At 64.9% G+C, this 24,293-nt stretch carries 21 protein-coding genes and 1 pseudogene; 8 read left to right on the forward strand and 14 right to left on the reverse strand.

Features of this window, described 5'->3' with window-relative positions:
- Positions 1-38: 38 nt before the first annotated feature.
- Positions 39-5,120 (reverse strand): autotransporter outer membrane beta-barrel domain-containing protein, encoded by a 5,082-nt coding sequence (locus AWB83_RS21685; protein WP_244197840.1) that lies wholly within the window; start codon positions 5,118-5,120, stop codon positions 39-41.
- Positions 5,121-5,412: 292 nt separating this feature from the next.
- Here AWB83_RS21685 and AWB83_RS21690 point away from each other — a divergent pair, with 292 nt between their 5' ends.
- On the forward strand, positions 5,413-5,736 hold the full coding sequence (locus AWB83_RS21690) for a c-type cytochrome (RefSeq protein ID WP_087047818.1): 324 nt from the start codon (positions 5,413-5,415) through the stop codon (positions 5,734-5,736).
- 7 nt (positions 5,737-5,743) lie between these two features.
- Here AWB83_RS21690 and AWB83_RS21695 read toward each other — a convergent pair whose 3' ends face one another.
- From AWB83_RS21695 to AWB83_RS21705, 3 genes are all read right to left on the reverse strand, one after another.
- Positions 5,744-6,085 carry a DUF2486 family protein gene (locus AWB83_RS21695; protein WP_087047687.1) on the reverse strand — a complete coding sequence of 114 codons (342 nt, stop codon included), beginning with the start codon at positions 6,083-6,085 and terminating at the stop codon, positions 5,744-5,746.
- Positions 6,086-6,213: 128 nt separating this feature from the next.
- Positions 6,214-6,630 (reverse strand): DNA polymerase III subunit chi, encoded by a 417-nt coding sequence (locus tag AWB83_RS21700; protein WP_087047688.1) that lies wholly within the window; start codon positions 6,628-6,630, stop codon positions 6,214-6,216.
- Positions 6,631-6,637: 7 nt separating this feature from the next.
- On the reverse strand, positions 6,638-8,161 hold the full coding sequence (locus tag AWB83_RS21705; RefSeq protein ID WP_087047689.1) for a leucyl aminopeptidase: 1,524 nt from the start codon (positions 8,159-8,161) through the stop codon (positions 6,638-6,640).
- A 192-nt stretch (positions 8,162-8,353) separates the two neighbouring features.
- Between AWB83_RS21705 and lptF the strand changes: the two genes are divergently transcribed.
- The 5 genes from lptF to AWB83_RS21730 all read left to right on the forward strand — a co-directional run bounded on the left by lptF (position 8,354) and on the right by AWB83_RS21730 (position 11,752).
- A complete protein-coding gene (gene lptF, locus AWB83_RS21710; protein ID WP_087047690.1) occupies positions 8,354-9,451 on the forward strand; it encodes an LPS export ABC transporter permease LptF in 1,098 nt (365 codons plus the stop codon).
- A gap of 4 nt (positions 9,452-9,455) precedes the next feature.
- The gene (gene lptG, locus AWB83_RS21715; RefSeq protein WP_087047691.1) at positions 9,456-10,604 is read left to right on the forward strand and encodes an LPS export ABC transporter permease LptG; all 1,149 of its coding nucleotides are present in this window, start codon (positions 9,456-9,458) and stop codon (positions 10,602-10,604) included.
- Positions 10,605-10,625: 21 nt separating this feature from the next.
- A complete protein-coding gene (locus AWB83_RS21720; protein ID WP_087047692.1) occupies positions 10,626-10,997 on the forward strand; it encodes a sirohydrochlorin chelatase in 372 nt (123 codons plus the stop codon).
- A gap of 87 nt (positions 10,998-11,084) precedes the next feature.
- Positions 11,085-11,330: an AbrB/MazE/SpoVT family DNA-binding domain-containing protein gene (locus AWB83_RS21725; RefSeq protein WP_087047693.1), complete on the forward strand. Its 246-nt coding sequence runs from the start codon at positions 11,085-11,087 to the stop codon at positions 11,328-11,330.
- Positions 11,330-11,752, forward strand: a complete 423-nt coding sequence (locus tag AWB83_RS21730; RefSeq protein WP_279629094.1) for a type II toxin-antitoxin system VapC family toxin — start codon at positions 11,330-11,332, stop codon at positions 11,750-11,752. The genes AWB83_RS21725 and AWB83_RS21730 overlap by 1 nt, the downstream gene beginning before the upstream one ends.
- A gap of 68 nt (positions 11,753-11,820) precedes the next feature.
- Here the strand turns inward: AWB83_RS21730 and cobA are convergent, their stop codons facing one another.
- The 6 genes from cobA to AWB83_RS21760 form a co-directional block, all read right to left on the reverse strand.
- Positions 11,821-12,576, reverse strand: coding sequence for a uroporphyrinogen-III C-methyltransferase (gene cobA / locus AWB83_RS21735; protein WP_087047694.1), 756 nt, complete (start codon positions 12,574-12,576; stop codon positions 11,821-11,823).
- Positions 12,577-12,610: 34 nt separating this feature from the next.
- Complete coding sequence (locus AWB83_RS21740) at positions 12,611-13,924, reverse strand: sulfate adenylyltransferase subunit 1 (protein ID WP_087047695.1); 1,314 nt, start codon at positions 13,922-13,924, stop codon at positions 12,611-12,613.
- 25 nt (positions 13,925-13,949) lie between these two features.
- On the reverse strand, positions 13,950-14,912 hold the full coding sequence (cysD, locus tag AWB83_RS21745) for a sulfate adenylyltransferase subunit CysD (protein WP_087047696.1): 963 nt from the start codon (positions 14,910-14,912) through the stop codon (positions 13,950-13,952).
- Between the two features lie 80 nt (positions 14,913-14,992).
- Positions 14,993-15,715 carry a phosphoadenylyl-sulfate reductase gene (locus AWB83_RS21750; protein WP_087047697.1) on the reverse strand — a complete coding sequence of 241 codons (723 nt, stop codon included), beginning with the start codon at positions 15,713-15,715 and terminating at the stop codon, positions 14,993-14,995.
- A gap of 13 nt (positions 15,716-15,728) precedes the next feature.
- Complete coding sequence (locus tag AWB83_RS21755) at positions 15,729-16,268, reverse strand: DUF934 domain-containing protein (protein ID WP_087047698.1); 540 nt, start codon at positions 16,266-16,268, stop codon at positions 15,729-15,731.
- A 10-nt stretch (positions 16,269-16,278) separates the two neighbouring features.
- Positions 16,279-17,955, reverse strand: a complete 1,677-nt coding sequence (locus tag AWB83_RS21760) for a nitrite/sulfite reductase (protein WP_087047699.1) — start codon at positions 17,953-17,955, stop codon at positions 16,279-16,281.
- A 226-nt stretch (positions 17,956-18,181) separates the two neighbouring features.
- Between AWB83_RS21760 and AWB83_RS21765 the strand changes: the two genes are divergently transcribed.
- Positions 18,182-19,123 carry a CysB family HTH-type transcriptional regulator gene (locus tag AWB83_RS21765; RefSeq protein ID WP_087047700.1) on the forward strand — a complete coding sequence of 314 codons (942 nt, stop codon included), beginning with the start codon at positions 18,182-18,184 and terminating at the stop codon, positions 19,121-19,123.
- A gap of 67 nt (positions 19,124-19,190) precedes the next feature.
- A complete protein-coding gene (locus tag AWB83_RS21770) occupies positions 19,191-20,351 on the forward strand; it encodes an ABC transporter substrate-binding protein (RefSeq protein WP_087047701.1) in 1,161 nt (386 codons plus the stop codon).
- Between the two features lie 1,046 nt (positions 20,352-21,397).
- On the opposite strand, the gene AWB83_RS21780 is transcribed toward AWB83_RS21770, so the two are convergent.
- From AWB83_RS21780 to ada, 4 genes and pseudogenes are all read right to left on the reverse strand, one after another.
- Positions 21,398-22,156 (reverse strand): 2OG-Fe(II) oxygenase, encoded by a 759-nt coding sequence (locus AWB83_RS21780; RefSeq protein ID WP_087047703.1) that lies wholly within the window; start codon positions 22,154-22,156, stop codon positions 21,398-21,400.
- Complete coding sequence (locus AWB83_RS21785; RefSeq protein WP_087047704.1) at positions 22,153-22,461, reverse strand: metal-binding protein; 309 nt, start codon at positions 22,459-22,461, stop codon at positions 22,153-22,155. Before AWB83_RS21785 ends, AWB83_RS21780 begins: the two co-directional genes overlap by 4 nt.
- Before the next feature lie 20 nt (positions 22,462-22,481).
- Complete coding sequence (locus tag AWB83_RS21790; RefSeq protein ID WP_087047820.1) at positions 22,482-23,189, reverse strand: 2OG-Fe(II) oxygenase; 708 nt, start codon at positions 23,187-23,189, stop codon at positions 22,482-22,484.
- A 14-nt stretch (positions 23,190-23,203) separates the two neighbouring features.
- Positions 23,204-24,267 (reverse strand): annotated as a pseudogene (gene ada / locus AWB83_RS21795) (bifunctional DNA-binding transcriptional regulator/O6-methylguanine-DNA methyltransferase Ada).
- Positions 24,268-24,293 lie beyond the last annotated feature (26 nt).

The raw sequence follows: 24,293 nt of genomic DNA on the forward strand, positions 1-24,293 counted from the left end.
GGTTCGCGCGCCCGCCGTTTTTCCTGTGCGGCATCGCGTCACCAGAGGTATCGCGCGCCCAGAAGCCCCTGATAGCTGCGATAACCGCCCCCGCCCTGCTGATACCCCAGATTTCCCCACACGCGCCATTGCCGGCCGATCTGGCCTTGCGCGCCCACCTTCACCTCGACGCGATTTCGCGGCCCGTCCTGCGAGACCGTCACGTCATTGAACGCGACCGACGCGATGCGCGTGTCGTGCCACCAGTTCAGCTCGAGGAACGGCAGCCATCCGGGCGACGCCTGCGACGCGGGCGCGTGAAAGAGCCGCATGCCGATGCGCGTCGTGAAGCCGCCGCCGTCGCCGGCGTGAACGACGGTGCCGTTGCTTTCGGTGTGGTCGTCGGCGTGATAGTTCGTGTAGATGGCCTGCGCCTGCGGTTCGAGCAGAACGAAGCCCGTGGCCGTCGCGCCGAGCGCGAATGCCCAGCCGCCCTCGATCGAGCCCGCCCAGACGCGGCTCGCGTAGCTCTCGCCTGGGAGGCCGTCGCCCTTGACGGTGTTGTCGAAGTGGGCGTATTGCAGCCAGGTATCGACATACGGGCCAGCCGCCGAACAGGCGTCGCCGCGCCAGGTCGCGTAGACTCCGGCGCTCGCGCCGTTGGTGCTGCCGCGCGCGCCCGAGCCGCCGCGCTGCGCGCTCGCATCGGTCGTCGCGGAGCCGTAGCCCGCCATCACGCCCGCCTGCCAGCGATGCCCGTCCGACACGCGCTGCAGCACGTCGATGCCCGCCTGCACGAGCGCGCCATCCGTCGATTCGCCGAGGCGCCCGCCCGCCGCCTGGCTGTCGGTGTGCGCGCCCTTCGTGCGCGCCCACGCCGTCGAATCGCCGCTTCCCTGCTGGCCGGAGAGCGGATCGGCAAACGGATCGGCGAAGCCCGCACGGTCGTGCAGCGTCAGCGTGAACATGTCCTGCGCGGCCTGCCGGTTGCCGAGATAGGCGCCCGGCTCGGGGCGCGGCGCGGGCCCCGGCGCATCCGACGACGAGCGCAGATACCAGTCGCCGTCGCCGGGCGTCGACGCGCCGCCCTGCAGCAGGCGATATTCGTACGCACCCGCGACCACGCGCCCGTCGAGCGTGAAGGTGCCGTCGGAGCGCCCGTCGACTTCCACGATGCGGATGCCTTGGTTCGTTTGCGCCCCGCCGCCCCCGGCGTTCTCGACGGTGACGAGCGTGCTGCCCGCCGTGCCGCCGCGCACGACGAGGCGGTCGGTGGCCGAGCCGTCGCCGGCCAGCACCGTGGAGAGCGCGAGCCGGCCGTTGTTGCTCGCGTAGTCGCCGCCGACGACCAGCGTGCTCGCGGGCGTGGGACTCTGCATGCGGATCTCGCCGTTGTTGGTGAACGCGCCGCCGACGCGAAACTGCCCCGCCGGACCGCCCGCGAAACCCGGCGCGGCGTCCGCAACGGCGAGCAGGCCGTTGTTGACGACCGCGCCGCCGACCGTGCCGTAGCCGCCGAGCGTCGCGCCCTGCGCCACCGTCACCTGCCGCGTGCCCGCGAGCGATGCGCCATCGGCGAGGATCAGCGCGCCCGCGTTCACCGCGGTCGTGCCGGCGTAGGTGTGCGCGCCCGTCAGCGTGACGTTGCCGCGGCCCTGTTGCACGACATCGCCCGCGCCGCTGATGCTGCCGCGATACACGTAGTCGTCGGCGCGCTCGAGGACGAGCACGCCATCATCGACGATGTCGCCCGCCACGCTGCCCGTCGCGCCGCCCGCGCCCAAGCGCAGCACGCCGGCGGCGATGGTCGTCGGACCCGCGAACGTGTGGTCGCCGGTGAGCGTCAGGGTGCCCGCGCCGATTTTCGTGAGCGCGCCCGTGCCGCCGATCACGCCGCCGAACAGCGAATCCGCCGCGCTGTTCACCGTCAGCGCCGCGCCGCCGAGCGCGATGCCGCCCGCCCCCTGCAGATCGTTGACGCGCTGGTCGAAGCCGCGCAGATCGAAGGTCGAGCCCGTGCCCAGCGTCAGTTGCGAACTGCCGGCGATCACGTTCGGCGCGCCCGCCGCGAGCGTGCCGCCCGTGACCGTGGTAGTGCCGGTATAGGCGTTCGCCTTCGACAGCTGCAGCGTGCCCGCGCCCGCTTTCGTGAGCGTCCTGCCGTCCCAGCCGGTGACGGCGTTTGCGGGCTGATCGGCGAGGACTACGTCCATGTCGAAGAGGTCGGCGGCGGCGGGAAGCGTAAAGAGGCCATTGGCCGTCTGCGGCGACGCGCCGTGCGCCGCGTACCACGTCAGCCCGAGGCCGATGTCGAAGTTCTGCGGGGTATAGGCGCTCGTCAACGTCAGATAATCGGCCGCGCTCGACGATCCGCCGATGCGAACCGTGCCGAACGCGCCGGAAAGCGCGCCGGGCGCGGCCGTGTGAATCGCGGTGAAGACGCCGCCGGCGAGCTGGCTGGCGCTCGCCGTCGCCGCCGCCGAGTAGCCCGCGACGTTGAAGACCGCACCCGGCCCGATCATCGCCGTGCCCGCCGTGACGGCTGGCTCCGCGCTGCCGACGACGCTGTTGAGCGTGCCCTCCACCGCAAAGCGATTGCCGACCGCCAGTTGCGACTGGCCCGACAGGAACGTCGAGGCGCCCGCGGCCGTGACGTAGTCGCCGCTCACCGAAAACCCGCCGTTGCGGAAGAAACGCAGCGCGCCCGCATCGACCGATACGCTGCCTTGCGCCGATCCGGGCGCGACGAGCGTCGCCGCGCCGCTGCCGCTCTTGACGAGCGCGCCCGCGCCGGACAGCGTATTCGCAAGGACGCCGTCGCTCGCGAAGTCGAGCCGCAGCGTCGCGCCGTTGGCGACCGTGCCGCTGCCGAGCGCCGCGCCGCCCAGCGCGACGAGCGTGCCCGCCTCCACGCTCGTGCCGCCGCTGTAGCGATTGACGCCGCCGAACGCGAGCGCCCCGCCGCCGCGCTTGACAACTCGCCCGTCGCCGTCGATCACGCCGCTGAACGCGGTGTCCGTGGTGTTCTGTGCGATGAGCGTCGCGCCGCCCAGCGCCACGCGCCCCACGCCGCTCAGGTTGTTGACCTGCTGCGAAAGGCCGCCGGCATCCAGCGTCGCGCCGCTCGCGATGTCGACATTCGCGCTGTTGACCAGCGCGTTCGCCACGCCGGCGCGCAGCACGCCGCCGTTTACGATGGTGGCGCCGGTGTAGGCGCTCGCCGCCGACAGGATGAGCGCGCCGGCGCCGTTCTTGGTCAGCGTGCGGCCGTCCCAGCCGCTCGCGAAGGGGCCTGCCTGATCGGCGAGCGGCACATCGGCGTTGAAGACGTCCGCCACGCCGGCGAGGGTGAACACGCCATTGCCTCGCGCTGCGCCCGCGAGCCAGCTCAGGCCGAAGCCGACGGTGTAATCGCGCGCATCGACCGACTTCGCGCCGTCGAGCGTCAGATAATCCACCGGGCTCGCGACGCCGCCGAAGCCGACGCTCGCGAAGTCTCCCGCAATGCCGCCCGTCGTGTGGATCACCGTGAAGCGCGTGCTCGCGAGTGCGCTCGCCGTACTGGGCGCGGTGGCGCCGAAGCCGCTCACGAGGAGCGCGCCGTTCAGGCCCGCGGTGGCGGCCGTGACGATCGGCTGTGCCTGCCCCAGCGCCACGATGAGCGCGGCGCCGGGCGCCTGCTGGAAGCCCGTCGCCACGTTCAGCGTCGCATCCGCCGCGATGGCGGTGCTCGCGCCCGCGCGCGTCGCGTAGCTCGCCGCATTGAACGCGCCCGGCTGGCGCAGCGCGAGCGTCCCGGCATCGACGCCGACCGCGCCCTGCGACGACCCCGCGGCCGTCAGCGCGGCCGTGCCGCTGCCCGCCTGCACCAGCGCGCCGTTGCCGCTCAGCAGGCCATCGAAGGAGAACTCGTCGCTGCGATTGAAACGCAGCAGTCCGTCATTGACGAGATTGCCCGTGACCATGCCGCCCGCGCCGCCGGTGCCGAGCGTGAGCATGCCCGCCGGTGCGACGGTCGCGCCGCCGCCCGCGTTGAACACCGTGCCGCCCAAGGTGAGCGCGCCCGCGACATCGACGGTCGCGGCCGACGTGCCGCCCATTCTCGCGAAGCCGTTGAGCGTCCAGTGGCTGTTCGCGCTCGCGCTCAAGCGTGCGAAGCCGGAATCGGCCGCCGCGACGAAATTGCCCGGCTCGGTGCCCGTTCCCGTCAGGACGATCGCGTTGCCGGCCGCGAGACTGGACACGGCGGCATTCGCGCCGCCGCTCAGCGAAGAACCCGTGCCCAGCGTCACGACGTTGTTCGCGCCGAACAGCACGATGGCCGGGTCGGAGACGCTGGAGATCGCGCCGTGATTCTCGAGCGTGCTGCCCTGGCCGAGCCTCACGCCGGCCGCGAGGTTGCCGCGAATGACGCCGGTCTCGCTGTTCACGATGGCCGAGGTCAGTGTCGTCCTGCTGGCGATGCCTTCATGAAAGCCTTCGATCAGACCGTCGTTCTGAACGACCGCCGTGCCGGCATCTATCCGTATGCCGATTCCATACGATGCGTCGCCGGTACCCGAGCGGATCACGGCGCCCGCATGGTTGTTCACGATCACGTTTCCCGACGACGCCAGGAACATGCCGTCCGTGCTCGGGGTCACCGCCGGATTGGCGTTGAGCGTGCCGAAGTTGTCAACAGTGCCGCCCGAGCTGCCCTGATACGAAATGGCATGACTCACGCGCGCGCTGATATCGCCGCGATTGACGATGTCATCGGCGCTGCCGCCGTCGTTGAACAGCACGCCGTGCGTCTGGCCGAGCACCGCGCCCGTCGCCTCGTTGACGAACGAACCGGCGATGTCGAAGCGCACCGCCGCGGCGACGTTATCGGTAGAACTGACGATCGCGCCCGCGTTGGTCATCGCGGCGGGCGCGATGCCTTCGACGTTGATGGCGTTGCCCGCCGATGTCGTGATGGCCGTGCCCACGTCGATCAGGTACGCGGTGTCGGTGGAGATAGTCTGAGAGGTCGTGCTGGAGCCGAGCGTCGTCAGCGCGTGCGCGGACAGGGTGTAAGCGAGCAGAACCGCCGCGGACAAGGGACGTAATGCGACGGCCAGTGACCGCTCTTCGTGCTCGCGATATCGTGGTCTGGGCATGCCACCCCGCATTGTTTCGCCTGGCGTGCAAACTCGCGCGCCGCATGCTTTTTTTGAAGCGTTCGGAGTCCGACTCATTTCATGCGCGCGGGCAGGAGTCGGGGCGCTCTATCGGGCAAAGGGAGTATAGGTAAACACCGCTCGCCATCCGACAGCGAACGCGACAATGATGCTTTGCGTTGTCGTGAACGGCATTGATGCGCCACGCGAAAAAGCGCGACAATGCGGCACGCGTCCGAAGGCCGGGGCGCATGCAGTCATGCATCGGGGAGAACGCATGGACTCGAAACGGATGAGGCGCCGACACCTGGCGGCGGCATGGCTGGTGGCCGCAGGCTGCGGCAGCGCGCACGCGCAATCGGACGCGTCGATGCTCGGCTTCGCGCAGAGTCACAACTGCATGAGCTGCCACTCGGTGTCGCGCACGTTCATGGGGCCGTCGTTCGACAGCGTCGCGCACAGGTATGCGCATGTCGACGGTGCGCGCTCGCAACTGGCGCGCAAGATCGTCGAAGGCGGCGTGGGCGTGTGGGGGCCCGTGCCGATGCCCGCGAATACGCAGATTTCGTCCGATCAGGCCGTCGCGCTCGCGGACTGGATCCTGTCGCTGCGATAAGCCGTGCTTACTCGCCGCGCTGGCGGCGCAATTCCTCCTCGACCGCCTCGCGCACCCATTCGCTCATCCTGCCTTCGAGCGCCGTCGCGACCTCGCGCGTGATTGCGGAGACGAGCTGCGCCGAATGCTCGCGCAGCACCTCGCGGCAGCGTTCCTCGATGAGCGGGCGTCCATCGCCCGTCAGAAATCCCGTGAAGCGGCTGCGCAGCCGCTCGGCGATCAACTCCGCATCGTATTCGATCGCGGCCTCGTCGGCGGACGGCGCGCGCGCATATTCCGGCTTGCCGGGCACGACGACATCGGTCAGGACTGGAATGGACGGATCGAAGGATTCGGGCTTTTTCGTCATGTCGGTTGGTCTCCTGTCGACCGTGGCTGGCGCTTCGGCGCCCTTGCGGTCCCATGCAAGGCTATCCCTGGCGGGTCTCGTGTCTCACCGTGAAAGCGTAGCGCGGCGGGCCCGCGCCTTCTGTTCGCTCAACCGCCCTGATTGTGCGTTTCGATCGTGTAGCCGCGATCGCGATAGAAGCGATAGCGCTCGCGGCCCGCCGCGAGATCGTCGCCGTCGCTGCCGACGATCTCCACGAGCCGCTCGAAGCGCGCGAACTGCGCCGGCACCGGCGCGCCGAGATTGACGAGCACCTGATGATGCGGCGCTTCGTCGAGATTCGAGGTGAGCACCACGGGCGTGTCCTGCGCGAGCGGGCTCTTCGCCATGCAGTGCGGCACGAACTCGAGCGGCTGAAAGGTCCACAACTGCTCGTCGAACGCGGCGAGCCGCTTCGGTTCGGCAAGCACGACGACCGGCTTGCCGCTCAGGTACGCCTTGCGCGCGAGGCGACAGGCGTACGCGAGCGGATCGCCGACGTTCGTATGAAAGTCGATGCGCGTCATGCCTTCTTCAAGCGCCGGCGCGATCGATCAGGAACTGCGACAACAGCGGCACGGGACGGCCCGTCGCGCCCTTCGTCGCGCCGCTCTTCCACGCGGTGCCCGCGATGTCGAGGTGCGCCCACGGATAGTTCGACGCGAAGCGCGAGAGGAAGCACGCCGCCGTCACGCTGCCCGCCGGACGGCCGCCGATGTTCGCGACGTCCGCGAAGTTCGACTTGAGCTGGTCCTGATACTCCTCGTCGAGCGGCAGGCGCCAGGCCGGGTCGACCGCGTCGCGCGAGGCGTCGAGCAGCTCGCCCGCGAGCGCGTCGTCCTTCGAGAAGAGACCCGTGTTGTGATGGCCGAGCGCGATGATGCACGCGCCCGTGAGCGTGGCGATATCGACCACGGCGGCGGGCTTGAAGCGCTCGGCGTAGGTGAGCGCGTCGCACAGGATCAGGCGGCCTTCCGCGTCGGTGTTGAGCACTTCGATGGTCGTGCCGTTCATCGCCGTGATGATGTCGCCCGGCTTCACCGCGTTGCCCGCGGGCATGTTCTCGCAGGTCGGGATGACGCCGATGACGTTGAGCTTGAGGCCCATCTCGGCGACCGCGCGCATCGTGCCGAACACCGAGCCCGCGCCGCACATGTCGTACTTCATCTCGTCCATCGCCTCGCCCGGCTTGATCGAGATGCCGCCCGAATCGAACGTGATGCCCTTGCCGACCAGCACGATCGGCGCGTTCTTGCCCTTGGCGGCCGCGCCCGCGCCCTGATAATGCATGACGATGAACTGCGGCGGCTCGACCGAGCCCTTCGCCACCGACAGGAACGAGCCCATGTTGAGCGCCTCGATCTGCTTCTGGCCGAGCACCTCGACCTTCAGCTTCCAGTCGCGGCCGAGCTTCTTCGCGGTCTGGCCGAGATAGGTCGGCGTGCAGACGTTCGGCGGCAGGTTGCCGAGATCACGCGTCAGGTCCATGCCGTTCGCGATCGCGACGCCCTGCTTCACCGCGACCTTCGCGGCCTTCTCATCGGCGGAATCGACGCTGAACACGACCTTCTTGAGCGAGCGCGCGCCGTTGTCGGGCTTGCTCTTCATCTGCGTGAACTTGTAGGTCAGCTCGCGCAGCGCAAGGATTGCGGCGCGCACGGCCCAGTCGGCAGTGCGTTCCTGGATCGGCAGTTGCGCGAGCGTGAAGGTCGCCTGGCCGATCTTCGAGCCGAGCACCACGCGCCACGCGGCGCGCACGGCTTCGCCATACACCTTCTGATTGAAGGCATCCTGCTTGCCGCAGCCTACGAGCAGCACGCGCGACGCGCCGATGCCCGTCACTTCGGGCACGAGCAGCGTCGTGCCCGCGCGGCCGCTCATGTCGCCGGCCTTCACGACGCGCGAGATGAGGCCTTTGGTGGCGACGTCCATGACGCGCGCGGCGCCCGTGAGTGTCTGCGCTTCGAAGATGCCGAGGACGATGACATCCGACTTCCCGGTAAGGAAACCATTTGCCTCGCCTTTGCTCCAATCACAGGCTTTTATGCTAAAGTCCATCGCGCTTATCCTCGGATAAAATCTTGGCTGAAGGATGAAAGCCGCAATTATCCGCTATTTTTTCCGCGGCGGTCACAGGCGCGAAACGAGGGTGAGCGCGGAGGGTGAGCACGAGTTTGCTCACATGGCCACCCCGTTCGCCAGAGATGCGTGCATGATTCCGCGTCCCCGCCGGCTCCAAGCAAAAATTCAATGATCTTCGAACGCTCCCTGCAGCGCGAACTCGCGTACACGGCCGGCGCCGTGTTCATGGTGCTGCTCACGATCATGCTCACGACGATGATGATCCGCATCGTCGGCTTCGCGGCGCAGGGTCAGGTCGACCCGAAAGACGTCGTCGTGCTGATCGGGCTCACCGTCATCGGTTATCTCGCCGTGATGCTGATCGTGACGCTGTTCGTCTCCATTCTCTTCGTGCTCACGCGCTGGTATCGCGACTCGGAGATGGTCGTGTGGCTCGCCTCGGGCGTGAGCCAGACGCAGCTCATCAAGCCGATCGCCGTGTTCTCCACGCCGATCATCATTCTCATCATGTTCTTCGCGTTCGTCGGCTGGCCCTGGTCGAACCAGCAGAGCAAGCTCATCAAGACGCGCTTTCAGCAGCGCGATGAAGTGTCGCTGCTCGCGCCGGGGCAGTTCCGCGAATCGCCGTCGAGCCATCGCGTGTTCTTCATCGAGAAGATGTCGCCGGATCAGAGCAAGGTCCAGAACGTGTTCGTCACGAGCACCGAAGGCGGCAAGGTCAACGTGATCGTCTCGCAGACGGGCCACACCGAAACGCGCGATGACGGCGACCGCTTCATCGTGCTCGACAGCGGCCGCCGCTACGACGGCGAGCCCGGGCAGCCCAACTTCCGCATCATGGAGTTCGAGCGTTATGGTGTGAAGATACTGAGTCATCAGGTCGTCAACACGCCCACGACGACCGGCATTTCCACGCCGGAACTGCTCGCCAATCCGTCCAGCGAGAATCTCGCGGAATTCGCCTGGCGCGCGGGCCTGCCGCTCATCGCCATCAATCTGATGCTGCTCGCCATTCCGCTTTCGTATCAGAATCCGCGCCGCAGCCGCACCATCAATCTCGTCATGGCCGTGCTGATCTATCTCACCTACTCGAACCTGCTGAACGTCGTGCAGTCGTGGATCGAGCAGGGCAAGCTTTCGTTCGGGGTGGGCATCGTCGGGCTGCACATCGTCGTGGGGGCGCTCGTCGCGTTCATCTTCTGGCTGCGGATACGCAACCGCCCGCTCTTCAAGCTCTCGTCGCTGACGGGTTCGAAGGGGGCCTGACGTGATGCGCATCTACGAACGATACTTCGCGCGCCAGATCTATCTCGCGTTCATCTTCATCCTGTTCGCGTTCTCGGGCCTGTTCTTCTTCTTCGATCTGATCAACGAGCTGAACACGGTCGGGCACGGCAACTACAAGTTCACGCTGGCGGTGCTGCGCGTCGCGTTGCAGACACCGTCGCGCTTCTACGAGATCATCCCTGTCGCCGCGCTGATTTCGGCCATTTACGTTTTCGCGCAGATGGCGGCGGCCTCGGAGTTCACGATCTTTCGCGTGTCCGGGCTTTCGACCGGCGCCGCGCTGCGCTCGCTCCTGAAGATCGGCATTCCGATCGTGCTCGTCACGTACATCATCGGCGAGGTGGTCGGGCCTTACACCGATCAGTTGTCCGAGCGCGTGCGGCTGGAGGCGCTCGGGTCGTCGGTGTCATCGAACTTCCAGTCCGGCGTGTGGGTGAAGGACACGCTGACAGCCAAGGAAAACGGCGAGCAGGTGACGCGCTTCGTCAACGTGGGCACGCTGAACCCCGACACGACGATCGCGAACGTGCGCATCTACGAGTTCGATTCGAAGTTCCGCCTGACGAACGTGCGCATCGCGAAGAGCGGCGTGTACGAGCCGCCCGGCCACTGGAAGCTCACGGGCGTCACGGACACGCGACTGAGCGACGCGCCGCCGCAGGCCGTGAATCCGGGCGATACGCTGAACCCGGTCTATCGCGCGACGCAGACGACGCTGCCCGAATACTCGCTGCGCTCGGAGCTCACGCCGCAGATTCTGTCGGTGCTGCTGGTGTCGCCGGATCGCATGTCGATGTTCAATCTGTTCCGCTACATCCAGCATCTGACCGAGAATCATCAGGACACGCAGCGTTATCAGATCGCGTTCTGGCGCAAGATTCTCTATCCGTTCGCGGTATTCGTGATGCTCATTCTTTCGCTTCCGTTCGCTTATCTGCATACGCGCGCGGGCGTGGTCGGCGTGAAGGTGTTCGGCGGCATCATGATCGGGATGAGCTTCCAGTTGTTCAACACGCTCTTCTCGCACATCGGCAATCTGAACACGTGGCCCGCGCCGATCACCGCCGCTGCGCCGGCCCTCGCCTATCTGGCAATCGGATTGCTCGGGCTGAAGTGGGTGGAGCGGCACTGAGGTTTCTTCGAGGAGCGCTCGATGAACAAGCACGGCATCATCCTCTTCGGACATGGCGCACGCGATCCGCGCTGGGCCGAGCCGTTCGAGCGGCTTGCCGCGAAGCTGCGTGCGCTGCGCGGGGAGCCGGTTTCATTGGCGTTTCTTGAACTGATGACACCGGATCTGCCGGCCGCGGTCGCTCGGCAGGCCGCCGACGGCTGCGATGCGATCACCGTCGTGCCCGTGTTCTTCGGGCAAGGCGGGCATGTGCGGCGGGATCTGCCCGAGATCATCGAAAAGTGCCGCTCGGCGCATCCGGATGTGACCATCTCCTGCGCGACGGCGGTCGGAGAGGACGATGCGGTGCTGGATGCGGTGGCGGAATATTGTTTGAGGCAGGCGGGCCAGTAGCTCACCGTTAGCCGTTCGGCCGAAGTCCAACGCCTGAAATCGCGAGCTATACTGGATATACGTTTCCGTATATCCAAAGAGGTTCAGTTGAGATTGCTCATTTCCAAATGGGGCAATAGTCTCGCTGTACGCATTCCAGCCGACTATCTTCGGCACACCGGTCTGTCCGAGGGAGATCAGGTCCAGGCCAGCCTGACCGTGGACGGCGGCATTTGCCTTCGCCCGGCCAAATGGGATCGTCGAGCGTTTGCGGAACAACTCGCCAGGACGCGGGATGCGATGCCGATGACCGAATCGGTCATGGACGAACTTCGACGCGGGGCACGCTACTGATGGTGTACGTCGATACAAGCGTGCTCGTCGCGCTGTGCGTCAGAGAGCGAATGACTGCCGCGGTTTCGAACTGGTATGCGTCCGTCAAGGACGACCTGATTTGCGGGGCGTGGTGCGTCACGGAGTTTGCCAGCGCGCTGGGCATCAAACGGCGAACCGGACAACTGACCGAAGCGCAATCGGCGTTTGCATGGCAAAGCTTCGAGCAACTGTGTGCGAGCGATTTGCAACTGACACCGATCGAACCGCCGGTATTCCATCGAGCAGCCCTTCTCGCGCTCGATGCCTCGACCGGACTCTGCGCCGGCGACGCGCTTCATCTTGCCACGGCGCTGGATTGCAAGGCGAAGACGATCGCGACGCTTGATGCAATTCTGGCGGACAACTCAAAGAAGAAGAAAATCAAGCCAGTGGATTTCTGACCCGGCGGCGAAACAAAAAGCGCACCGCTTCCGGTGCGCTTCGTCCATCTCTGCCGTTTCCATCGCCATCAAGCCGCGAACTGCATCCCCTTCAAATGCACCCTCGGCTTGGCCGAGGCCCTTTCCCTGAACGCCTCACCGATCATCAGCAGGCTCGGCTGCGACGGATCCAGCCATTCCTGCGCCTCGCCGAGCGCCATGCGTGCGAGCGTCAATGTCAGCGCGCGTTCGCGCGGCGTGCTGCACGCCTCGACGATCGCGACCGGCGTCGAACCCGGGCGCCCCGCGTCGATCAGTTGCTGCGCGATAGCCGGCGCGCTGTCGCGGCCCATGTAAAACACCAGTGAATCGGCCTTCGCCTGCTCGCGGATTTCATCGCTATCGGCCGCGCGAGAATGCGTCGCCAGCGCGACGCTGCGCGACACGCCGCGCAAGGTCAGCGAACGCTTGAGCGCCGCCGCGCTCGCCAGCGCCGCCGTGATGCCCGGCACCACTTCATACTCGATGCCCGCCGCTTCCAGCGCGCGCATTTCCTCGTCGGCGCGGCCGAAGAGCATCGGATCGCCGCCCTTCAGACGCACGACGAGACGATGCTCCCGCGCCGCATCGACGATCTGCTTGTTGATGAAGTGCTGGGCCGTCGAACGTTGTCCACAACGCTTGCCGACGGCGATCTTCTTCGCATCCGGCGCGTACTCGAGCATCGCCGGCTCGACGAGCGCGTCGTGCAGCACCACGTCCGCCTGTTCGAGCAGGCGCATGCCGCGCACGGTGATGAGATCCGCCGCGCCCGGCCCCGCTCCGATCAGATAAACCTTACCCATAGCTTTCATCGTCGAACTCACGCGTTCAGCACGCTCATGCAGAAATTGCACGAATCATGCCGGCCGCGACCGTGTGATGCGTCGCCTCGTCGATCAGCACGAACGCGCCGGTGCCCTGATGCGTATCGTACTCGTCCGCGACGAGCGGTTTCTGCAGCGTGAGCGCCACGCGGCCGATGTCGTTCATCGCGAGCGTGCTGCGGTCCACCGAATGCGAGAGCGTATGGACGTCCAGCACCTGCTTCACCGCGCCGATGCGCGCGAACACCGTGTTCGTCGTCTGCTTCAGCAGATACTTGCGCTGCGGCGAAAGCGGCTCTTCGTCGAACCAGCAGAGGTCGGCTTCGAGCTTCTTCGCGGGCTCGACCTTCTGCGCCGCCGGGACGAAGGTGTCGCCACGCGACACGTCGACGTCTTCCGTGAGGCGGATGGTCACCGTCTGGCCCGCGAACGCGCGGTCCACCGGCGCCACGCCGCCCGGCACCGGCGCGATGATCTCGGCGACCGTCGCCTCGCGATTGGCCGGCAGCACGACGATCGAGTCGCCGACGCGCACTTCGCCCGCTTCCACACGGCCCATGTAGCCGCGGAAATCGTCGGCCTGTGAGCCGTCCTGACGCGCGACCCACTGCACCGGGAAACGCAGCGCCTGATCGTTCGGCTGCGCGACCGGCAGCAACTCGAGCAGATCGAGCAGCGGCTCGCCGCCGTACCACGGCATGCGCTCGCTCGCGCTCACGATGTTGTCACCCTTGAGCGCCGACACCGGCACGAAGCGCACGTCGGAGAGACCGAGCTGGCGCGCGAGCTCGACGTAGGCGTCGCGAATCTCGTTGAAGCGCGCTTCGCTGTAGTCGACCAGATCCATCTTGTTGATCGCGACGATCACGTGCTGCAGGCCGAGCAGCTTGACGATCGCACTGTGGCGCTTCGTCTGCGGCAGCAGCTGCGCGACGCCGTTCTCGAACGTGACGCGCGTCGCGTCGACGAGAATGATCGCCGCGTGCGCGGTCGATGCGCCCGTCACCATGTTGCGCGTGTACTGCTCATGGCCCGGCGTATCGGCGATGATGAACTTGCGCTTCGCGGTCGCGAAATAGCGGTACGCGACGTCGATGGTGATGCCCTGCTCGCGCTCGGCCTCGAGACCGTCCGTCAGCAGCGACAGATCGATTTCATCGCCGACCGTGCGCTTGTTCTTCGCCCGCGAAATGGCGGACAACTGATCCGACAGCACGGCCTTGCTGTCGTACAGCAGGCGGCCGATCAGCGTGCTCTTGCCGTCGTCGACGCTGCCCGCCGTGATGAAGCGCAACACGCCCAGGTCTTCAGCTTGATAGATGCTCATGATTCGTAGATTCCGTAGGCGTTGCTTAGAAATAACCTTGCTTCTTGCGCTGCTCCATCGCCGCTTCGGACGCCTGGTCGTCCATGCGCGTGGCGCCGCGTTCCGTGATTTCCGTCACGGCCGTTTCCGCGATGATCTTCTCGACATCGTCCGCATCGCTCGCCACCGGGCACGTGCAGCTGATATCGCCGACCGTGCGGAAGCGGACCTGCGCGATCTCGGAAGTCTCGCCTTCGTGCACCGGCGTGAGCGGCGTCACCGGCACGAGCAGGCCGTTGCGGCGCACGATCTCGCGGTCGTGCGCGTAGTAGATCGAAGGCAGTTCAAGCTTCTCGCGCGCGATGTATTGCCACACGTCGAGCTCGGTCCAGTTCGAGATCGGGAACACGCGCAGGTGCTCGCCCGCATGCAGGCGCGCGTTGTAGATGCTCCACAGTTCGGGGCGCTGCGCCTTCGGATCCCACTGGCCGAATTCGTCGCGGAACGAGAAGATGCGCTCCTTCGCGCGGGCCTTCTCTTCGTCGCGGCGCGCGCCGCCGATCATCGCCGTGTAGCCGTATTCCTCGATCGTTTCGAGCAGCGTCACCGCTTGCGCGGCATTGCGCGAGTCCGTCTCGCGACGCAGGCGCACGGTGCCCTTCCTGATCGAATCCTCGACGTGGCCGACGACCAGTTCCGCGCCGATTTCCGCCGCTCGGGCGTCGCGGAAGTCGATCACTTCCTGGAAGTTGTGGCCCGTGTCGATATGCACGAGCGGGAACGGCAGCACCGTCTTGCGGCCCGCGCCGAGACCGAAGGCCTTCAGCGCGAGATGCAGCACGACCACCGAATCCTTGCCGCCCGAGAACAGCAGCGCGGGTTTGCTGCATTCCGCGGCGAGTTCGCGAATGATGTGGATCGACTCGGCTTCGAGCCAATCCAGGTGATCCATCCGGGTCGCCTTGTTGACGACCGGTGCGGTGACGGTAGAGTCGAGCGTCGTGCTCATGTTCGTCGATCCTTTTCTTGGCGGTCTTTCTTCGAAAGCCGCGTTCAGTGACAGAGTTTTGATCCGGCGTCTTCGCGCCTTCAGATCGCCGAGCTCGGAGCTTTTTCGACGACCCTGATGTTCGTGATGTGCAGGCCGCATTCCTTCGTATCGCGCGATTCCCACCACCAGCGGCCCGCCCGGCTGTCCTCGCCGGGGCGCACGGCGCGCGTGCAGGGCTCGCAGCCGATGCTCGGATAGCCGCGCGCATGCAGCGGATTCACGGGCACGTCGAGGGCCTTGAGGTAGTCCCAGACATCGCTTTCCGTCCAGTCCGCGAGCGGATTGAACTTCGCGATGTTGCGCGGCGCGTCGTGCTCTTCCTCATGCAGTTCCGCGCGCGTCACCGATTGCTCGCGGCGCTGGCCCGTCACCCACGCGGATACATCCGAAAGCGCGCGGTTGAGCGGCTCGACCTTGCGGATATGGCAGCAACTCTTGCGCAAGTCGATGCTTTCGTAGAACGCGTTCAGGCCGTGATCGCGCACGTAGGCATCGACGGCATCCTGCTGCGGATGGAACTGCTCGATCTCGTAGCCGTAGCGTTCCTTCACGGTATCGAGCATGCCGAGCGTTTCGGCATGCAGGCGGCCTGTGTTCAACGAGAAGATGCCGATCTTCACACCGCGCGACAGAATGGCGTGCGTGAGCACCATGTCTTCGGCGGCGAGGCTGCTGGCTAGCTTGACACGCTCGTGACGCGCCGCGATCGAATCGAGCAGCGCATCCAGGCGTTCAACCTTGGCTTGCAATTCGGGGGTCATTCTGCTTTTTCCCTTAGGCGCCGAGCGCTGCGATGAGCGCCGCGCGGCGGCGGAACAGCGGTTCGGGGTTGTCGGTCGCGCCCTGATAAAGCTCGGTGAATTCGTTGAACGCGTTCAGCGCGTCGTTGATGTCCTTGTCCGCGCGCACGGCGAACGCATCGAAGCCGCAGCGCGAATGGAACAGCACCTGGTCGCGCAGCACGTCGCCGATCGCGCGAAGCTCGCCCGTCCAATGATGACGCTCGCGCAGCAAACGGCCGATGGAGAAGCCGCGACCATCGCGGAACACCGGAAAATCCACCGCGACCAGCGCAATCTTGTCGAAATCCGACGCGAGGTCGGCGGGCTCGTCGTCGGGCGCGAGCCATACGCCGATTTCGTCCTTCGCGCGCGATGCGACGATCGCCGACTGGTGCTCCTTCCACAGCGCGAACGGAACGATGATCTTGCCTGCGGGAAGCGCGTCGATCGCGGGCAGTGCGCCGTCTTCGGCTGCACGCACCACGGTGAAATCGTCTTCGACAACCGCGCGGTTCTTGATAATCAACGTCATTTGAAGATCCTTAAGCGTGAGCCTGGCGCGATGCGTACACGCGCTCCTTGAACGGCGCCATGCCGATGCGGTTGAACGTCTCGATGAAGCGCTCGCCTTCGCCGCGGTTGTCGACGAAGGTATCGATCACCTGCGAGATCACGTCGGGCATCTCTTCGGCCGAGAACGACGGGCCGATCACCTTGCCCAGATGCGCACCGGTCGCGCCCGAGCTCTGCTCGCCGCCGAGCGTCACCTGGTACCACTCCGAGCCGTCCTTGTCGACGCCGAGAATGCCGATGTTGCCGACGTGATGGTGACCGCACGCGTTGATGCACCCCGAGATGTTCAGCGACAGGTCGCCCAGGTCGTGCACATAGTCGAGATCGTTGAAACGTTCCTGGATGGCGAGCGCGATCGGAATCGACTTCGCATTCGCGAGCGAGCAGAAGTCGCCGCCCGGGCACGAGATGATGTCCGTCAGGAGGCCGATGTTCGCCGTCGCGAAGCCGAGCGCCTTCGCGCGCTCCCAGACGGTGTACAGGTCGCGCTTTTTCACGTTCGCGAGAATCAGGTTCTGCTCGTGCGACACGCGGACTTCGCCGAAGGAGAATTCGTCGGCGAGATCGGCGACGTCGTCCATCTGCTTGTCGGTGGCGTCGCCCGGTGCGATGTCGCGCGGCTTGAGCGACAGCGTCACCGATGCGTAGCCCCGCACCTTGTGCGGGCGCACGTTGCGCTCGACCCAGCGTGCGAACGGCTTGCTTTCGATCAGATGCTTTTCATACGACGCGTCGGTGTCCGCGAGCTTTTCGTAGGCGGGCGGCGCGAAGAACTTCGACACGCGATCGACTTCTTCCTGCGTGATCGTCGACGGGCCGTCCTTCAGATGCTGCCACTCTTCCTCGACCTGCTTCGAGAACTTCTCGGGCGAGAGCGCCTTCACGAGAATCTTGATGCGCGCCTTGTACATGTTGTCGCGGCGGCCGTAGCGGTTGTACACGCGCAGCACGGCTTCGCAGTACGTGAGCAGGTGCTGCCACGGCAGATCCCGCTTGATGATCGCGCCGACGATCGGCGTGCGGCCGAGACCGCCGCCCGCGAGGATATCCATGATGACTTCGCCTTGCGCGTTCTTCTTCAGATAGACGCCCAGATCGTGGATCTGCACGGCCGCGCGGTCTTCCGCGGAGCCGTTCACCGCGATCTTGAACTTGCGCGGCAGCCATGCGAATTCCGGATGGAACGTCGACCACTGGCGCATGATTTCCGCCCAGGGACGCGGATCGACGACTTCATCGGACGCAACGCCCGCGAACTGGTCCGCCGTGATGTTGCGGATGCAGTTGCCCGAGGTCTGAATGGCGTGCATCTGCACCGAGGCGAGCTTGCGCAGGATTTCCGGCGTCTCCTCGAGCTCGACCCAGTTGAACTGGATGTTCGTGCGCGTCGAGAAGTGACCGTAGCCGCGGTCGTGCTCGCGCGCGATGGTGGCCAGCATGCGCAGTTGATCGCTGCGCAGGTTGCCGTAAGGAATCGCGATGCGGTGCATGTACGCGTGACGCTGCATGTACAGGCCGTTCTGCAGACGCAGCGGACGGAATTCCTCTTCGCTCAATTCGCCCGACAGACGTCGGCGGACCTGGTCGGCGTACTGCGCGACACGTTCGTCGACGATGCGTTGGTCGATCTGATCGTATTGGTACATTCGGGGGCCCCAAGTTCTTGTAAAAAGCGCGGCGTCCTAGGTTACGCAGCGCGTCTCATCCATCGAATATCCATTGAGTGCCCGTCGCGAGCGCCGTTCAGACGGAACGCTCATTAGCAAATGACGAAAACAGATATGGATATTGGAAAAATTGGACTGATAGTAAAGAACCTGCTATATATTGCAAACGACTGAAAAATTACTTTGATATGCGGCTGGGTTATAAATGAATCTGCATCAGTTCCGCTTCGTGCGCGAGGCCGTCCGGCAGAACTTCAACCTGACGGAAGCCGCCAAGGCGCTCTATACGTCGCAGCCGGGCGTCTCCAAGGCGATCATCGAGCTGGAGGACGAACTGGGCGTCGAAATCTTCACGCGCCACGGGAAACGCGTGAGATCGCTCACCGAGCCGGGAAGGATCATCCTCGCGTCGGTCGAGAAAATATTGCAGGAAGTCGAGAGCCTGAAGCGAGTCGGTAAGGATTACGCGGCGCAGGATCAGGGAAATCTCGTGATCGCCGCCACGCACACGCAGGCGCGCTACTCGCTGCCGTCGGCCATCGCGGAATTCAAGAAGCGCTTTCCGAAGGTGCACCTTTCGATTCTGCAAGGCAGCCCGACGCAGGTCGCCGAGATGGTGATCCACGATCAGGCGGATATCGCCATCGCGACCGAGGCCATCGCCAACTATAAGGAACTGGTGTCGCTGCCCTGCTTCCAGTGGCAGCACCTCGCGGTCATGCTGCCGGATCATCCGCTGCTCGAGCGCAAGATCCTCACGCTCGACGATCTCGCGCAATACCCGATCATCACGTACGAGGCGTCGTTCGCCGGGCGCACGAAGATCAATCAGGCGTTCGGGCTGCGCAATCTGACCCCGGACATCGTGCTCGAAGCCATCGACGCGGACGTGATCAAGACCTACGTCGAGCTGGGACTCGGCGTCGGCATCATGGCGGACATCGCGTTCAATCCGGAGCGCGACCGCCATCTGCGCGCCATGCCCGTCGGCCATCTGTTCGGCACGAACGTCACGCGGCTCGCGCTGAAACAGGGCGCGTATCTGCGCAGCTATGTGTATACGCTCGTCGAGTTGCTGTCGCCGTCGCTGAATCGCAAGCTGATCGAGCAGGCGCTGTCGGGCGAGCACGAGAGCTACGAGCTTTGACTGCTATATAAAGCGGCTGCCGCGCGCCGCCAGAAAAATGATTGCCTTCCCCTTGGAGACCTTTCCAATGACGTTGTCGAAGTTCGCGCGCCGGCTGATCGCCGGCGCTGCTCTCGCCGTATTGACCGCCGCCGCACACGCGCAACTGAAAGTAGGCATCGATCTGTCGAGCACCGGCCCCGCCGCCGCGATCGGCATCACCAGCAAGAACGCGATGCTGATGTGGCCGAAGACCATCGCCGGGCAGAACGCGGAGTACATCATCCTCGACGATGGCTCGGACCCGGGCGCGGCGGTGCGCAACATCCGCAAGCTCATCACCGAGGACCACGTCGACGTGATCGTCGGGCCGAACATCACGCCCGCGGCGCTCGCGGCGCTCGACCCGGTCGCCGAATACGAGACGCCGATGATCACGCTGATCGGCTCGGCATCCGTCGTGGAGCCGCAGGAAGGCAAGAAGGTGTGGGCGTTCAAGATGGCCCAGACCGACCGCGCGATGGCCGACGTGATGACGCGCTACATGGCGAATCACGGCGTGAAGACGGTCGGATTCATCGGTTTCGCCGACAGTTACGGCGATAGCTGGCTCAACGAGTTCACCAAGTTCGCCGATCTTCGGCATATCAGGATCGTCGCGAGCGAGCGTTTCAATCGGACCGATGCGAGCGTCACCGGCCAGATCCTCAAGCTGATGGCCGCCAGGCCGGACGCGGTCCTGATCGCGGGCGCGGGCACGCCGACCGTGCTGCCGCAGCGCACGCTCGTCGAGCGCGGCTACAAGGGCGCGATCTACCAGACGCACGGCATCGCGACGCCGGAATTCATCAAGCTGGGCGGCAAGGATGTCGAAGGCACGCTGTTCCCGACGCAGCCGGTGGTCGTCGCGCGGACGCTGCCGGCCGATCATCCGTCGAAGAAGGCCGCGCTCGCGTTCGTGAACGCTTACGAGGAGAAGTACGGCAAGGGTTCGGTCACGCAGTTCGCGGGCGATGCGGCGGGCGTGTACCCGCGCCTGCAGGACGCCGTGGCGCGCGCGCTGAAGGCCGGCAAGCCGGGGACGAAGGAATTTCGCGTAGCGCTGCGCTCGGAGCTCGAGCATGCGCACGAGCTCGTGGTGCCGAACGGCGTCGTGACTACGAGCGCGACGGATCACGTCGGGCTGGATCAGCGCGCGAGCGTGATGGGCGTAATCAGGAACGGCGCGTTCGTCTACCTCGCGCAGTAGCGTCCGGGAGACCGAAAACGCCGCCGTTGCCGCTTGCCCGCGGCGGCGTTTTCGGTCATAATCGCCGACTCGATTGGCCCGTCGCCGCTTTTTTGCGCCGCGAGCCGACGCAGGCCCAGGTGGTGAAATTGGTAGACGCAGGGGACTCAAAAATAGGTACTTGTACCTATGGTTAGTTTGGGTTCATCGTCCGCAGAGCCATGCCCCACAAGGGTTTTCAGGAAGTTTCGGCTCCTGAGCGAAAAGTCAGCTTTTCGAGCTAGGAGCCAACTAGGAGTCGGTACGGCGCGTACTGGCTCCCAGTGGGTAGTAGTAGGTAGTGCTGTAATATCGCGTCACGCCCGAGTGGTGAAATTGGTAGACGCAGGGGACTCAGACCAAATTTGAGCCCTCTCGAAGAAATTCTTGAGGTGAAGCCCGTCAAACTCGGTGAAGGCCCTGGACGACTCAGTCCGAGCTAATGCCGAGCCAAGCCCTCGGATCGAAAGATCCAAGGGAAGGTGTAGAGAGCAGACGGCGGGCACCTAAGGCAAAGCGGTAACACGCAGCGCTATGGTGAAGGCGTGCTCCAGACCACGAACGCCCTGCCCTGTGCAGGTCGGCGGCGAAAGCCGAAGTGGGAAGAAAATCCCCCGCCGCAAGGCGTGCCGGTTCGATTCCGGCCTCGGGCACCAATTCAAAAGCCGCCCCTGCTCATGCAGGGGCGGCTTTTTCATTCATAGCAGGCCGATGCAGCTCCACGCATATGACTTCTGTTCTCATCACGGAAGAAAACCCAGCTTTAGCTTCTCTACGGAGATCTTGGGCCACTGCCAAGTATTCGGACGTGGATGGCATCGGCTCTATGGGGGCGCTCCATGAGGCTGGAGATGCCTTGGTTGCAGCTGCTCGACTGGACGATCACGGCCTCGTCCTGCCGAAACCAGGCGCCACATAGGCGCGCAGGGATAGTAAGTTGGGGAGCGCGGAAGCGGTCATGCGACGTCTCTCCATCAACTATTCTGATCCTACTTGACGGTCAAGGGCGCTGACCGTCCACATCTCTATCACTTGGCATCATGGAAGATGATGCCCAACGTATGCCGCTGCCCCCAATACAGCCGGCTGACCCCGTGGCGCAGATTCGCGCGGTAGAAGCCACGCGCGGACCGCACGGGGCGATGGTTGACGGCGAGGATGACGGCGTCACCTTGGCGTAGTGGCACCACATCCGCTCGGCCAGGCTTCTTCGGATTGCTCTCTGTCAGCAGCAGTTCGCCACCCGTGAAATCCCGGCCCGGTGCGTTGAGCAGGAATATGGCCTGGAACGGGAAGACGTGTTCGCCGTACAGGTCCTGATGGAGGCAGCAATAGTCGTTAGCCTGGTAGCGCAACAGCAGCGGCGTCGGCCGTTGCTGGCCGGCCCGATGGCAAATCTCCCGAAATTCGGCATGGGTCGAGGGAAAGCGCTGGTCGATGCGCATCGCGCTGTGCCAACGGTTGGCGATGGGTGCCAGATAGGGATAGAGCGACTGCCGCAGCCGACCGACCACATCCGGCAGCGGGTAGCTGAAATACTTGTATTCGCCTCGACCGAAGGCGTAGCGCTCCATCACGATGCGACTGCGAAAACGTGCGTCCTGGAAGAAATAGCCGGAGACTTCGTCGCACTGCTCGGGCGTCAGCAACGAGGAAAGTACGGTGTAACCGTCGAGCCCCAAGGCGGTTTCCGCTGCGGCCCAATCCACCGCCGCTATAGCGTCCTCCAGTGCATCGTGCGCAGCAATGATGTCTGCGCAGACAGACATGGACTGAAACAAGCTCATGAACGAAGCTCCTTTTTGGCAAAGTTAGGAGTTTTGATGGGCTGTTTTTTCTTCCACACTGCGTACTCATTAGGCAGACAGACGGCGCACGGCCGATAGCCGGCAGCGATGGCCGTGGTCTCGTCCAGAAAGAAGACGCGATGCTTCACGTAACCGCCACGTGCAATCGCCTGCAACGCAGCGCGGCAATCAAGACAGCCGTAGAGCTTGCCGCCGCGGTGCCCGCCAAATATGCCGGGGACTGGGCTGGCATATGGCTTGCCATCCTTCCCGATCAAAGTGAATGTTTTGTCCAGAGTAGGCATTGTTCTTGTACTCCCTCGCATTACCGGGCATCGTGAAACGTCAGTTCCATGCCGATGCGTTGGCCACGACGAACACGGCTGATGGCGTGCTTCAGGTTGACCCGGTAATGGCCCTTCGTCCCCTTGAATGGGCGTTCCGATGTCGTGATGATGGCCGCATCGCCGAGCTTGAGCGGTAGCACCATAGGACGTGACTGCATGCGCGGACGCTGCTCCGTCATCACGAATTCACCGCCCATAAAGTCCGTGCCCGGCTCTGACAGCAATGCGATCACCTGCAAGGGGAACACCTGCTCATCGTCGTTGCGCTGGTGAAGCGCCACATGATCCTCGACGCCAAGGCGGCTCAAGTGTGATTGCGGCTGCACCTGACCAGCTTGTTTGTTGCGCCGGAGGAAGTCTTCCAACTCCGTTGGATAGCGACTACCGATACCCAGGATTTCACTCCAGCGGTTGGCGATGACAGCCAAATGGCGATAGAACGTCGTGCGCCAATCTTCCAGCGGCGCCGGCAAGTCGGCACCGAAATAGAACAGTTCGCCGCGCCCCAAATCGCTTGATGCCAACGGCACGCGCTGCGCGGCGCTCATGGTTTGGGTCTGGCGCGCCAGACTGCGCGCCGCATCCTCGCCCAAAAGGCCGGGCAGAACGACATAGCCTTCCTGGTCGAGTTGAGCGGCAATGCCTGCCCAATCCAGGCGGGCAATGCTCGTGTCAGGTGAGGTCACTAGAAGTCTCTCCATCAAATCTTGGCTTCGCGTCGCAGCAGTTCACGCTTGCGATCCACGCCCCAGCGGTAGCCCGAGATATCGCCATCGCGCCGCACGACGCGATGGCAGGGAATGGCCACGGCCAGGTGGTTCGCTCCACAGGCCTGCGCTACGGCGCGCACAGCCTTGGGCGACCCGATGCGTTCAGCGATTTCCGCGTAGCTCACGGTCGTGCCCGGCGGAATCTCGCGCAGCACCCGCCAAACTCGTTCCTGAAAGGCCGTGCCCTGAACGTCCAACGGCAGATGCAAGCCAATCGACGGTGCTTCGACGAAGCCCACAACCTGGGCGACCAACTGTTCGAACCATCGTCGCCGCCGATGAGCTGGGCCTTGGGAAACTGGTCCTGCAGATCGCGCACCAGCAAGTCAGGGTCGTCGCCCAACAGAATGGCGCAGATACCACGCTGGCTCTGGGCCACCAGAATGGCGCCAAGCGTGCACTGCCCCACTGCAAAGCGGATGACCGCCCCAGCTCCGCCCGCCCGGTAGTCCCGAGCGCGCATGCCCAGCAATTGGTCGGAGGCTTCGTAGAACCGGCTGTTGGAGTTGAAGCCGGCTCCGTAAATCGCATGGGTGACTGAGGCGTTGGGGGCGCTCAGTTCCTCGCGCAACTTACGGGCGCGGTAGGCCGAGCTGTAGGCCTTGGGCGTCAGTCCGGTTTCGGCCTTGAACAGGCGATGGAAGTGGAACGGACTCATGCCGATTTCGGCAGCCAGGTCGTCGAGCTGGGGCGGCGTTTCCGACTCTTCGATCAGGCGGCAGGCGCGCGCCACGAGCGCGGCGCGCTCCACCGCCGCGCTCGTCTGATCACCGCGCGCACGGCGGCTAGGTCGGTAGCCCGCCGCTACGGCGGCTTCGGCCGAGTCGAAGAACTCCACATTCTGGCGCTTGGGTAGCCGCGCCGTGGAGCTTGGCTGGCAATACACACCCGTGGTGCGCACGGCGTAGACGAAATGGCCGTCGGCTGCGGCATCCCGAGCCTGCACCGCCACCCAGCGGGCATCCTCGGTTTCGTAGACAGTAGTCGTATTCATGGTGACAGTCCTGGGAATCATCAATC

The sequence above is a fragment of the Caballeronia ptereochthonis genome, assembly GCF_001545075.1.
Taxonomy (GTDB): domain Bacteria; phylum Pseudomonadota; class Gammaproteobacteria; order Burkholderiales; family Burkholderiaceae; genus Caballeronia; species Caballeronia ptereochthonis.